Raw genomic sequence first — 13,065 nt, 5'->3', positions numbered from 1 at the left:
ATTTAAGAAAACACAAAAGCGAATAATTCCAATCCAGTTTTTCGCATTACAACTTCCTTAGCCTTTCCCAGGGGCCGGTAATGGCAAAAGTTAAACCCTGTTCCTGCACATTCACAAACATCGTTTTTCCGGAAGGGGAAAAGCAAATACCGGCAAGTTCAGAATTTGACCCTATATTTCTACCAATATTATAAATTTGCCCATCGGGCCTAATGCCTCTAATATGTGCATTTTTCCTATCTTCTACTAAAATAACATCTCCCCAGGGCGATACAGTTAAATTATCACAGGATTTTAATATTCTTGAATCATTCGGTTCTGCAAAAAGAATCAGCTTGCCCGGATCAAGCTTCTCCCTTTCAAGGCCTTCCTTTGAACTGGGTACATATTTAAAAACCTGGCCAGATTGACTTTTTCCGCCATTGGTACATGCAAAGTACACCTCATTATTTCCGTACCACATCCCTTCCCCTCTGGCAAATACTGCTGCACCATTCATTTTACCTCTTTTTCTTAAATCATCCTCTTGTGAATCCACACGGCTGAGGGTAATCCATTCCACTTCCAATTCCTGATTCACCTTCAAATCCTGACTCTTCCAATTGCGTGTATCAAACTGTTTATGGCATTTAATAGCTAAAGCCTGAAGCGTCCCTCCTTTGTGCAATTTTTCTTTTTCATTGGGAATAAACCGATAAATCAATCCATCATGCTGATCTTCTGTTTGAAATACAATCCCACTTGACGGATCAACACATACTGCTTCATGGTTAAACCTTCCCATAGCTTTTAAGGGAACAGGGGCAACCAACCCTTTGTGAGCCACAGGAACCTCAAAATTATATCCATGGGATACTTCTGAATACTTACCCTGTGGTGTGGTATCTTCTTCACAAGAAATCCAGCTATTCCAGGGAGTGGAGCCTCCGTCACAATTTCTGTAAGTTCCTGCCAGGCTTAAATATTGCTGTTCAACTTTTTGAGTATTCTCGTTAAATATTAAGGTGGTAGTGCCTCCCAAACCCGGGGTTTTCCCATAACCAAAGTCAAACAAATCACTTTTAGATACCTTATTCAGCAGTTCGTTATTTTTTCCAAATGCACTAAACCCAAATGGAGAAGGATTATTTTCATGATTTCTGATGATGGCCACTTTCCCATTTAAATTAAAAGTAGCCATTCCATCGGGCCGGCCGGGCACTAAAAATCCATCCGACATTTTTTGCCCCCATTCTGAAATGATACTGGCAGTAAATCCTTGAGGCAACTCCAACCATGATTTAGCTACTACATAATCAATGCTTTTTGCCAATGAAGTTCGCGACAAATATTGATTTAACCCTATAAATCCTAACGAAACAAGGCTTGCCTGCTTTAAGAAATCTCTTCTGGAAGCTTTCATAATTTACAATCTCTTTTTTTTTAGAAATCACACTTGACATACGCTGCTGGCAAAGTACATTTCAAACTGTTTATTTACATTAAATTCCTGTAAACTTTTAGTTATTGTTTTTTAACATAATTGTTTAGTTACAATTTACATATTTGTATCCTTGTTTCATATCCGACAAAATAAGATTCCTCTTTCAGATGGACAATTAACCATCTGATACAAGAAAGGTCAAAATAACTATACATTTAAATATCAGTTTATATCTTTGCAATTCAATTATCTAAAATCACATGTCAAAGAAAAAATTAATCATTACAGGTGGAGCAGGATTTATAGGATCCAATTTGGTGAAAAAATATCTGAATGATGATAGAATAGAAAAAGTGAGGGTGATAGATGACCTATCCAATGGTTATTATAGCAATATCAAGCCTTTTGAAGATCACCCGAAATTCGAATTCTTTGAAGCCAACATATGTGATTATGATAAAATGCTGGAACTGACCAAAGATTTTGACCTCATCACTCACCAGGCAGCATTGGGTTCTGTACCCCGTTCCATTAAAAATCCCATGCAAAGCACCAAAGTAAATATTGACGGTACAGTGAACATTTTACATGTAGCAGTAGCCAATAAAATAGATCGAGTAGTTTTGGCCTGTTCGTCAAGCACCTATGGAGACAGCCCAAGCCTGCCGAAAGTGGAAAATGTTATTGGCAGCCCGCTGAGTCCTTATGCGGTGACTAAATTAGCCGTAGAATTGTTTGCTGAAGTATTTCACAAAACTTATGGCCTTAATTATGTTGGCTTACGCTATTTCAACATTTTTGGCCCTAATCAAAACCCGGACAATCCTTATGCAGCAGTAATTCCAATATTCTGCAAAGCTTTTATTGAGGATAAAGCACCTACTATTAATGGTGATGGTGAAACCAGCAGGGATTTTACTTTTGTAGAAAATGCTTTACATGCCAATGACCTCGCACTCTTCACCAACAATCCGGAGGCATTGAATCAAGTATATAATGTAGCTTGTGGAGACCAGGTGAGTTTAAATGAAATGATTTCGATGCTTAACGAAATCAGCGGAAAAAATATTAAAGCCAATTATGGACCTGAGAGGGCTGGTGATGTAAAACATTCCAAAGCTGACATTTCAAAAATTACACAAACGCTGGGCTATCAGCCAAAAGTACGATTCCGGGAAGGTCTGGAAAAAGTCTACCAATGGTACAAAGAGACCGTTTAGAGATTACCTTAAAGATTATATATTGGGAAGTGTGAAATGGTTTCCGTTGAAATAATGAGCTTCTATCCTTCTGTCAAATCGGAAAAATTAACATCTCATATAAGACTTATCAATTAAAATCTGCCATGCTGGCAGTTAATTACGCTGTTTTTCGTAATGGAATAACAATTGATAATGCCAATGCGGAAAACAAAACTGAAAATATATTATGCAAGAAAAAGGGACTATTTCAATTCATTCGGAAAACATATTTCCTATCATCAAAAAATTTCTTTATTCCGACCATGAGGTTTTTCTAAGGGAATTGGTTTCCAATGCGGTGGATGCCACACAAAAAATCAAGAGTTTATCGGCATTAGGAGAATATACAGGTGAATTGGGTGACACTTCTATTGAGATCAAAATCAACAAAAAGAAAAAAACTTTGCATGTGATCGACCGGGGAATCGGTATGACAGGTGAAGAAATCAAAAAATACATCAACCAGATTGCTTTTTCAGGTGCGACAGAGTTTGTTGAAAAATACAAAGAAAAAGGTGAGGGTGCCGGTATAATCGGTCATTTTGGTTTAGGTTTTTACTCAGCTTTTATGGTGGCCGAAAAAGTAGAAATTAAATCACTTTCAAGAGAAGAAGGTGCAAAGCCTGCCCATTGGGTATGTGATGGAAGCACGGAATTTGAACTGACAGAAGGCGACAAAAAAGAAAGAGGCAGTGAAGTAATCCTTCATATCAACGAAGATTCAAAAGAATTTTTGGAAGAACATAGAGTGAGGGAAGTATTGAATAAATACTGCAAATTCCTTCCTGTACCTATCATTTTTGGCGAGAAGGAAGAAACCATTAAAGAAGGTGAAGGAGAAGATGCCAAAGAGAAAAAAATCACCAAACCTGTTGTAATCAATAATCCTGAACCACTTTGGACTAAATCGCCTGCCGATTTAAAAGATGAAGATTATATCAATTTCTATAAAGAATTGTATCCTTTCAGTGAAGAACCACTATTCTGGATTCACCTGAATGTAGACTTCCCATTTAACTTGACAGGAATATTATATTTCCCCAAGATCAAGAATGAGTTGGAGATGTCCAAGAATAAGATTCAGCTATACTCACGCCAGGTATTTATTACTGATGAGGTAAAGGATGTTGTACCTGAATTCCTAATGTTGCTGCACGGTGTAATTGACTCTCCTGATATTCCATTGAACGTATCAAGAAGTTACTTACAGGCTGATAGCAATGTAAAGAAAATCAACAGCCATATCACTAAAAAAGTAGCGGATAAGCTTTCTGACCTATTTAAAAAAGAGAGAAAGTCTTTTGAAGAGAAATGGGAGAGTATCGGTCTTTTCATTAAATATGGTATGATGAGCGATGATAAATTCTATGATAAAGCCAAAAGCTTCTGCCTATTGAAAAGCATCAATCAGGATAAATACTTCACTTTAGATGAATATACAGAGCATGTTAAAACCAACCAAACAGATAAGGATGGCAATGTAAATTTCATTTACGCTACTGACCCTGCAAAACAGGATGCTTTTATTACTTCTGCTGAAAAGAAAGCTTATGATGTTATTCTTTTGAATAGCCCGATCGATAGCCATTTCATCAATATGCTGGAACAAAAACTTGAAAAAACCAGCATGAAGCGTGTAGATGCTGACATTGTTGATAAGCTGATTGACAAAGATGAAAAAGCAGAAAGTGTACTTTCTGATGAGGAAAAAGAAAAGCTTAAAAAGGTATTTGAAGAAGCTGTTAATAATAAATCCATGACTATTGCTGTGGAAGCCCTTTCTCCTGATGAATTGCCGGTTACTATTACTTTACCGGAATTTATGAGAAGGATGAAGGATATGGCTCAAACCGGTGGCGGAGGAATGTCATTTATGGGAACAATGCCAGACCAGTTTAACCTGACAATTAATGGAAACCATAAATTAGCCGGAAAAATCCTTAAAGAAACTGACACTGAAAAGCAGAAAGCTTTAGCTAAGCAAGGTTATGATTTAGCACTCCTGTCGCAGAATATGTTAAACGGTAAGGACCTAACTTCCTTTATCAGCAGGAGTGTACAAATGATGGACTAACTTCAATTTTAGGATCTATGATATTAAGTTTAATACCATGGAGATAAATATTGAATTCAAATTTTATTAATTTATTATGAACAGCCCGGGGAATTCAATATCTTCGGGCTGTTTGCGTTTTGAATATAATGAGAAAAATAATCATCCTGGGTGTATTTTTATTAGCTAGTCCTTTAATTGTGTCCGCACAAACTGAAGAGGGAAAGGATACTGTTGCTACAGCCAGTGATAGTGTAAAAACTACCTTTCAGTTTCTGGATGGGGCACCTGTTACTATTGACTTTAATAATGAAGAAGAAGAGGAGGAAGAAAAGAATGAAAAAAAGAAAAAGAAAGTAAAGCGTAATTTTTACTACGACAAAAAAACTCGCAAAAAGTTTACCGTTTCCGGCTATGGAAACAACGTAACAAGAGAACTTTTCAATTATCTTAAAAAAGAATATGTAGAGCCTGATCCTTATGTACGGGATTTCTATTGGTACGATTTTAAAAGGAAAACCATAAGAAGTACTAAAAATGCAGATCCTAAGTTTGCGGCCATATTACATGGCCCCTATAAAAAATTAAAGGATGATGAAGTCATTGAATCCGGCATGTACTGGAATGGCTTAAAGCATGGCCGATGGATGCGATATGACAACAATGGCATCTTAATGGACAAGCAAGTTTATTTCAAAGGTTGGCCTATAGATTCCAAAATTACCTATTACGATGAGGAGAGAACTCAGGTAAAAGAAGCTATTCCTATCGTGTATGGAGAAAAAGAAGGCACCTACTTATATTTTCACAAAAACGGACAGGTAGCTGTGCAAGGCGAATACAGATTTGATCAAAAAGTCGGCCTCTGGGTTGAATACTATGACCAACGCAGGCGAAGAAAGAAAACTATTCAATATGGAAGAGATCCTTTTGATAAAAGTTTCCAGCCTTATATCAACCAGGAATGGAATGATGAAGGCAAGTTGGTTTATGACAGGGAGCAATGGGAAAGGAAATTCGCCAGTAATTAAATAGAGCCTATTAGGCAATTACACGAGAATCATTTGTAACTACTAGAAAACAAGAATCAAATGACGAACGTTTGTGTAATTTATTTTTAGAATCCATATAATATTTAACATGCTAAAATCATTTTTATACGTGGGTTTAGGAGGTGCTGCAGGTAGTATCGCACGCTATGCGGTTACTATTTTATCAGAAAAAATTGGCTCTGGAACTTACCCCTACGGAACCTTTTTAGCCAACATATTAGGAAGCTTGCTTTTCGGACTTCTTTTTGGGTGGTTAGTAAAATCAGGAATTAAATCGGAGGCCTTTCATTTATTATTGTTAACAGGATTCTGTGGTGGGTTCACTACCTTTTCAGCTTTTGCCTTTGAAAATTATGTATTTATAATGAGTGGGGGCATTATGGAATTTGTTATTTATACAATTGCCAGCTTTGCCATTTCGTTAATTGCTGTCACCTTAGGAATGTACTTAACCTCCAATGTTATTTAGGGTCCTATCTAAGAATATATAGTTTTCCATATCCTTTTTTGAATGCTTTGTCAGCACTGGTAGCTCTTTGCTCCATAAAGGCTCCATTATTCCTTACCAAAACCCTGTAAAGATAAACTCCATTGGCCAATAAATCGCCAAATTCATCACGCCCATCCCAGGCGTAGGTGGTGATATTATTACCTATGTGAATGGGGCCGATTTCATCCTGCAAGATTTCCCTTACTACCCTTCCTGTTACAGTCAGCACCTGAATTTTAATTTCATTGGGTATTTCAGAACCGGTTAAAGTAAAAACGAACCTTGTCTGGGTGGAAAAAGGGTTTGGGTACGGATAAAAATTGGTAATAGTTGAAGCATTAATCACTTCAAATCGTATTTTGTAGGGTTCCGTTCCGGTTTCATTTTGGCTACCATCGGAAGCCTGCACTCTCAATTGATACATACCATCTTCCAAACTTTCAGGCTGGTATTGAATGCTAAATGGTTTCTCATCTGTAGCAGGAATCCACTCTACCCGGGGATTTGAAAAAGCAATTCTTTGAACTTCACAGCCCTCACAAATTCGCTGCAACTCAATTTGAATTCCCGAAGTATCTTGCTTAGTGATCAGCTGATTCTCATCTTTTAACTCCATCCTGATAGCTGGTGTTGGTGAAACTATATCGCCATCCAATATGCTGATTCCATCAAATGTCACACTCAGAAAAGGGGGCAATGAATCTTTTTTTACATCCAGCACTTCTCTGTAGTTTAGGATATTATTGGAAAAATTCTTTTCAGAAAAACGCTGATTTCTATTAACCAGTATACTTATATCATTTTTACCTGTCCTACCCCTCGTTTCTATGGCAGATGTCAATTCACTTTCCAGATAAGCTTCCAAAGGAGGAATAGTGTCATAGACACGGTGAAAAGTTCTTGTGTTTTTATTGAAAAGCTGGGTTTGGTAAACAATGCTGTCTTCAAAGGAATTAGGAGTCACATTCACAAAATCATATGTCAATTCATACACTTCTCCTTCACTCACAATCCCTTTCGCTTCATTAAAATTTTTCCGGGGAAGTAGCACTCCCTCAGGAACCTCAGCAAAATTCACTTTCCACTCCAATAGTTTGGCAGCCGTTAAATCAATAGGATCAGATATTGTAGCCCTTAATCTCAAATAAGGAAATAGGTCCGCTTCTATGTTACTTATATCCAGTGGTAAGTCTGCATCGGAAAACAATAAATTCTGATTCCCCAAAGTATCTACACCAAATACATCAACACGTATATTGTCATTCCCCTCCACCTCACCGAAATCAGCATCTAAGTTCATCCAACTTTTAACAGGCCCGACTTGCTGCGTAAAAATAGTTCCGCTCTCATAACGGGCGTCTACTGTTTCTGACAAACTAATGACTTGCTTGTTTTTCGGATCAGGTGAGGATGGGTTTGCTGTTATTTCTATTCCATTGCCGGCACCACTACCTTTTTTACCCAATAAAATATAAGGATCGCCATTTTGCAAATTATCAATAACAGCAGCTGAAGCTCCTAAACTCAATAATTCCAGCCTGTTATTGGCCAAAAGAATATTCCAGGCAACACTGTCATAGGAAGTTATAAGTACAAAATCACCCTCGGGTAAATCATCATAGTATTTCTTAAAATAAGTCTGTGGTTGATTCAATTGATTATTATAAATTTGGTTAATCACCTGAGGTCTCCTCCCACAGGAAATATCATCGATTATATCAAATTCATTACTGCCTAAAATACGATAAGGAGCTCCTGAAGAACGATCAAATGCCACCAGGTTAAGTGTTCTGAATTTACATTCATTCACAAAAAAACCGAAGGTAGAAAATTCAATCCCATCAATCATAATACTCAGCCTTCCAAGAGCAGTATCTGCAGGATTGCTTACTTCCAGTTGAAAAGGATTTTCTTCAAACGACCAGGGGCCGTATTCAATATTAAGGCCCTCTATCTCATTCAGTCTGATTTGATCAATTTGATTCTGGACCCACCCTTGTTGAGGAGTTCCGGTATAAACAAAAGAAGAGGTAGTCCATTGATCCAACTCATCTGCACGGGGATCGGCAAATTTAGTACGCCAGAAGTAGGCCTTATTGTCATTACTTAATAAGCCCACCTCCCATTTGGCTATCACTTTCGCATTAACAGTTTGCTGCTTTAAAAATGGGCTGGTAAAGTTGCGGCTAGTGTCGAGTTCAAACAAAAAATCCCGCTCTTCGGAAAACAGGTCAGTTGATTGGGCAGTTAAAGTTATGTTCTGCTCATTGACAAAGGAAAAATTGTAGGGATACAAATTGAGAGTTGTTCCTATGGAAATAAAGTATTCAATAGATGCTGAATTATTGGTTTCATCCATTTCGTTGATGGAATCAGCAGGATCAAGTTGAATCTCAAATCTATTTTGCCCAAAGCTGTTGATATCTTCATTAAAAATACTCAACTGTACTGTATCCTGATAATATACTGAAGGAAAATATTGCACCTCCTGTTCTATAACCTCATTATTGGGCAGGATTCTTTTGACAGATATCCCAATGGAATCTACAGGGGTAGTACCAAAGTTTCTGATAATCACATCGATTCCAAATTCCGGTGTAAAGGCATCAATAGGCTCTCCATCAATGGAGACCACTTCCAAATCCTCATCTTTCACTTCCAAATCAGGTTTATTTGCAGGGAACAAACGATAGGCAGGATCTCCCATCAAATTGAATTGTTGTGCCTGAGCCACATAAATCTCCGCAGGATTTGTACCAAATAAAGCTAAATAATCCTTTATTACCTCTTTGTGAATTTTTCCTATTGGTTGATCTATCAGTGAGGAATCTCCAAAGGCTTTTTCATAAAAAATATCGGAGTAACGTTTTAATTCATTGGTAAAGCCTAAGGCTGAATGAGCCATAACTCCCAGTGCTCCCCTATCCACTGTATTCACCCAGTCTTCACCAAAAGTGATCGCCTCTTTATTTTGTTGGTAGAATGATCCTGCATTACAGCCATTGATCAGGATAAAAGGATACTTTCCCTTATTTTGATATCCATAGATATCATTGCTTACAAAGCCAATATCAATATCTGATTCACCTGTTGAAGAATGTCCAAAAAAAGTAATTAAGCCGAGTCCGTTATTTACTTCATCGGCCACATTAATCAACTCTACCACCTGTGTGGTTTCTTTGGTGATATTGATAGCATCTCCGCCAATATAGGGGCTTTCGGCAAAAGCGGTAAAATCATTAATGTAATTTTTAAACCTGTTGATTTCAAAAGCAGAAAGTCCCCCACTTAAATGCAGAAACTTCTTTCTTCTCAAATTATCCAGGGGATTTGCCTCCATTTCTTTTATTTTATTCAAATAATTGGCCACTATTTGCGGGTTATGTGCATTTAGCCTGCCAAATGAAAGGGAAGCTTCATTATTGTTATTGAGGTTAAAACCAAATAGATTATCGGATCCTGGAGAGCCTGCAGTGGGTACAAATTCTTTATATTGGGCAGACGTTTGGGAAGTTTGCCTATAGTATCCATGCCCCCAATTCAATCCCTTGCCAATCAGGAACACAAACTCAGTCTTTTTATTCTCCACCAAAAACCTTGTGAAACGGTAAATGGCCATTGGAGATATTTCCCCAAAATTAAACTGGTCATAAAGGTTAGTGATATCAACAACCAAAGTATCATACCCCCCACCTGCTTGCGAAGCACGATAAGATGCATAGGATTTTACCGGATTATTATAGTCCCCGGCCTGCTTAGTCAAATCCGTATGGCTGATAATCACATAATCAGGATCAATACTTGCCAGGTTTCTAAACTTGATTCTTTTAATCACCGGAGTAATAAAATTCTGATTCTGAATATATAAATTGGCCCCGTTCAAAGTATTCTCTACTACAGTGTTTATTTCGTTGCCTGATCTATTAGTTCCAAGGAGTACAGGTTCATTAAAATTATCTATCCGATATAAGCGGGCACTGCTATTTGTATTGGTAAAACTCACATATGAATTATTCGCGGCATTGTCACCTAAATGGAAAGAAGTACCAGCTTCATTATCCATATCAAAAGTTTTACTGTAATTAAGCGAAATGTAGGAAACAGACATTCTATCCGGAGAGTTACCTTGAGGCACAACCCTCACTTCAATGTTACCATTTACATTTACATCAGACCAATTCAAACTGACTGCAAGCTTAGTAAAACCATAACCTGAAAAATTGACTGCTCCAACACTTCTTAAAGAGTTGGTAGTTGGCCCCACAAAAACCTCCGCCTGATGATCCCTTGCATTTCTTCCTTGTACTAATATTTCAAATTCAGGTGAAGCATCATTTCTGTTTTGTTTGAGAAGATTGCCCACCGTATAATTTCTTGCACTTGTAAAACCACTATCCGTCCAGCCTTCCCCTTTATCAAAAGTAGATTTAAACACTTCGTTTTGAGGATTATAAGATTGACCTCCATTTGCTGAGCTAACCCATAGATTCTTTACATTCTGAATAAATGATGTTTCAGCAGGCAAATCATTGGCGTTGTTGATCACGTTCCGCTCAATCATTCTTTTACCTTGAACCCCATCCAAACGCCAGGTTAAAAAATAAGCTGTCGTATCAGTAAATAAATTGTAATATGTGTGAGGTTGATCTTCCGGATTTTCATACAAAGGTGTATCGGAAATTCCATCATTTTTTCTGCCCAAAAACTGAATAACATCCCCTTGATTGAGTTTTCCATCAGCCTGGCCTGTTACCCTGATAGCAATTTCGTTCCCACGATGATAAATTCTAAAAGTGCGGGAATCAATACTTGAAAGTGGCAAGCCAGCATTAAATAATGTATTATAATCCAGTTGATAGGCTCCCTCCTGTGCTATAGAGATTTTGTAATAATCCTGGTTAAAATTAATCCATTCTGAACCGTACTGTGAAATGCCCATTAACGGAGCAAACCAACAAATAAAAAAACCGATGATTAGAAATAAATTACTCTTTAGCATTCCAATTCAATATAACGGAAAAAATATGTGAATATAATGATTCTGAGCTGTTGCCTAAATCTGTAAATGCATAATCAATTTGCAAAATCTTGTATTTAAAACCGAGTCCCATATTAGCCTGCCCATTCCATCTTTCAGTACCATTAAAATTCTTGATCTTTTGGAGATTATTTCCGCCAAATCTTAAAAACGCCATATTATCATAAGCCAATTCAATGCCTGCACGTGGATCAATTGAAAATTTGTCTTCACTGATATAAGTGTTTCTTTGACCATCGAAAGTGGCATCAAAATTCACTTCTGCCAATACACTGAATTTATAAGGTAATTTTTGAGTATAGGCTGTTCCTAAAATCAGCCGGGGAACTGCCAATTCAGTGCTATTCTCAGGAATCTCATTGTTGGTTTGGTTATATATTTGCTCAATCATGGTGACATTGTGATACCAGGTAGTAAAAGTCCCGGTGACATCCCTGGCCATTAATCCAATATCCAGATTTTTATATTTATAGGAAGCCCCCAGGTCAAATCCAAAACCCCAGGCCTTGGCAAATTCACCTACTGTTCGATGGATCACTTTTGCATTGGCGCCAAATGACAGTCCTTCTAAAAATTTCAGGTTTCTGGCATAAGAGAACTGAAATGCATAATCTGCAGCAGAAAAAAAACGAATATTATCGTAATTAAGTGCTCCATTGGCATCATACAAGAAACGTGTATCAGGAATATCATCCACTCCGAAGCGGATAAATGTAATACCCATTGTACTTTCCTCATCTATGGGCGTGGCAAAACCAGCATAATCATAAGCAGCAATACCCGCAAAATATTCAGCATGCATCAAATTCAAGGAATAGTCACTTTTGATCGCCATCAATTTGGCAGGATTCCAATAACCGGCCGAAGCATCTGAAACTGAAGCAACATTGGCTCCTCCCATGGCGAAGCTTCTTGCTCCTACTCCAATAGATAAAAATTCATTGGCATACTTGGGCTTTGAAACCTGAGCAAGCAAAGAGAAGCTACCTAACAAAAAAATCAATAAAAGTGATATGAATCTCATCGATTGTTATTTCCTTAAAATTACAAAATATATCATGATAATTTGGTTTTCTTTTCTCTTCATTTAGCATTCCATTTAAAATAATCAATGGTCACCTGTCTTATAATCGTACACTTTTTCAAATTAAAGTGACCACAGTCGAACATAAAGTTCAAAACTAAAATTCATTTGACTCCATCTTTGAAAATTAATAAAAGGGGATTAATGAATGAGAACGCAGTTTTTAATCCAATAAGCCAGCTTACCCCCTTGTTGAAACTTGTCTTGGTACAAATCTTGGCATTTGGTATGGCAAGGCGAATAAGATTTTCGCTCATTAATATTCATAAAATGAAAATCTATATGATAGCAGAAAAATTAAAAACACAATTGAGAATAGGTATTCTTGAATATTGTGCGATGCAAATCCTGCACAGAGGTGAGGTATATGCATCAGATATGATCGAAGAGTTGCTGGCTGCTAAGCTGATATCTGTTGAGGGTGTAGTATATCCTTTACTGATCCGCTTTAAAAATGAGGGACTGGTGCGGTATGATTGGGTGGATTCTGAAAGCGGCTTACCAAAAAAACATTATCAATTAACAGATGATGGTATTAGTACGGTAAAAGCCCTGGACCAGACATGGGATGAAATAACAAAGACCACGGAATATTTCAGAGCAAGGAATTCTGAAATGTCCGGAACAAATTCCGATTCAACATCAAAAAAATAACACACCTATCTGCAAAAATGTAGCAGTATT

The 13,065-nt window shown here is 37.3% G+C and carries 8 protein-coding genes; 5 read left to right on the top strand and 3 right to left on the bottom strand.

From position 1 onward, the window contains the following. Positions 1-46: 46 nt before the first annotated feature. On the bottom strand, positions 47-1,402 hold the full coding sequence (locus tag JKA74_RS07395; protein ID WP_201430522.1) for an alkaline phosphatase PhoX: 1,356 nt from the start codon (positions 1,400-1,402) through the stop codon (positions 47-49). A 281-nt stretch (positions 1,403-1,683) separates the two neighbouring features. On the opposite strand from JKA74_RS07395, the gene JKA74_RS07390 reads away from it, so the two are divergent. The 4 genes from JKA74_RS07390 to crcB all read left to right on the top strand — a co-directional run bounded on the left by JKA74_RS07390 (position 1,684) and on the right by crcB (position 6,238). Next, positions 1,684-2,643, top strand: a complete 960-nt coding sequence (locus JKA74_RS07390) for a GDP-mannose 4,6-dehydratase (RefSeq protein WP_201430521.1) — start codon at positions 1,684-1,686, stop codon at positions 2,641-2,643. 208 nt (positions 2,644-2,851) lie between these two features. Beyond that, complete coding sequence (htpG, locus tag JKA74_RS07385) at positions 2,852-4,738, top strand: molecular chaperone HtpG (RefSeq protein ID WP_201430520.1); 1,887 nt, start codon at positions 2,852-2,854, stop codon at positions 4,736-4,738. A 128-nt stretch (positions 4,739-4,866) separates the two neighbouring features. Continuing rightward, on the top strand, positions 4,867-5,748 hold the full coding sequence (locus JKA74_RS07380; RefSeq protein WP_201430519.1) for a toxin-antitoxin system YwqK family antitoxin: 882 nt from the start codon (positions 4,867-4,869) through the stop codon (positions 5,746-5,748). 109 nt (positions 5,749-5,857) lie between these two features. Further along, positions 5,858-6,238 (top strand): fluoride efflux transporter CrcB, encoded by a 381-nt coding sequence (gene crcB, locus JKA74_RS07375; RefSeq protein ID WP_201430518.1) that lies wholly within the window; start codon positions 5,858-5,860, stop codon positions 6,236-6,238. A gap of 4 nt (positions 6,239-6,242) precedes the next feature. On the opposite strand, the gene porU2 is transcribed toward crcB, so the two are convergent. Then, complete coding sequence (gene porU2, locus JKA74_RS07370) at positions 6,243-11,258, bottom strand: putative type IX secretion system sortase PorU2 (RefSeq protein WP_201430517.1); 5,016 nt, start codon at positions 11,256-11,258, stop codon at positions 6,243-6,245. Beyond that, positions 11,245-12,321, bottom strand: a complete 1,077-nt coding sequence (locus JKA74_RS07365) for a putative type IX sorting system protein PorV2 (protein WP_201430516.1) — start codon at positions 12,319-12,321, stop codon at positions 11,245-11,247. Before JKA74_RS07365 ends, porU2 begins: the two co-directional genes overlap by 14 nt. 342 nt (positions 12,322-12,663) lie before the next feature. Here JKA74_RS07365 and JKA74_RS07360 point away from each other — a divergent pair, with 342 nt between their 5' ends. Further along, on the top strand, positions 12,664-13,035 hold the full coding sequence (locus tag JKA74_RS07360; protein WP_201430515.1) for a PadR family transcriptional regulator: 372 nt from the start codon (positions 12,664-12,666) through the stop codon (positions 13,033-13,035). The last annotated feature ends 30 nt before the right edge of the window (positions 13,036-13,065 follow it).

Origin of the sequence: Marivirga aurantiaca (assembly GCF_016679925.1) — a bacterium.
Taxonomy (GTDB): Bacteria; Bacteroidota; Bacteroidia; order Cytophagales; family Cyclobacteriaceae; genus Marivirga; species Marivirga aurantiaca.
The sequence above is the reverse complement of the archived record's forward strand: the minus strand, read 5'-3'. Positions and strand labels throughout refer to the sequence as shown.

Bases quoted from the DNA above. Each gene is read 5' to 3' on its own strand.
- JKA74_RS07360 (WP_201430515.1), top strand. From the start codon at position 12,664: ATGATAGCAGAAAAATTAAAAACACAATTGAGAATAGGTATTCTTGAA.
- JKA74_RS07365 (WP_201430516.1), bottom strand. From the start codon at position 12,321: ATGAGATTCATATCACTTTTATTGATTTTTTTGTTAGGTAGCTTCTCT.
- porU2 (WP_201430517.1), bottom strand. From the start codon at position 11,258: ATGCTAAAGAGTAATTTATTTCTAATCATCGGTTTTTTTATTTGTTGG.
- JKA74_RS07395 (WP_201430522.1), bottom strand. From the start codon at position 1,402: ATGAAAGCTTCCAGAAGAGATTTCTTAAAGCAGGCAAGCCTTGTTTCG.
- htpG (WP_201430520.1), top strand. From the start codon at position 2,852: ATGCAAGAAAAAGGGACTATTTCAATTCATTCGGAAAACATATTTCCT.
- JKA74_RS07390 (WP_201430521.1), top strand. From the start codon at position 1,684: ATGTCAAAGAAAAAATTAATCATTACAGGTGGAGCAGGATTTATAGGA.
- JKA74_RS07380 (WP_201430519.1), top strand. From the start codon at position 4,867: ATGAGAAAAATAATCATCCTGGGTGTATTTTTATTAGCTAGTCCTTTA.
- crcB (WP_201430518.1), top strand. From the start codon at position 5,858: ATGCTAAAATCATTTTTATACGTGGGTTTAGGAGGTGCTGCAGGTAGT.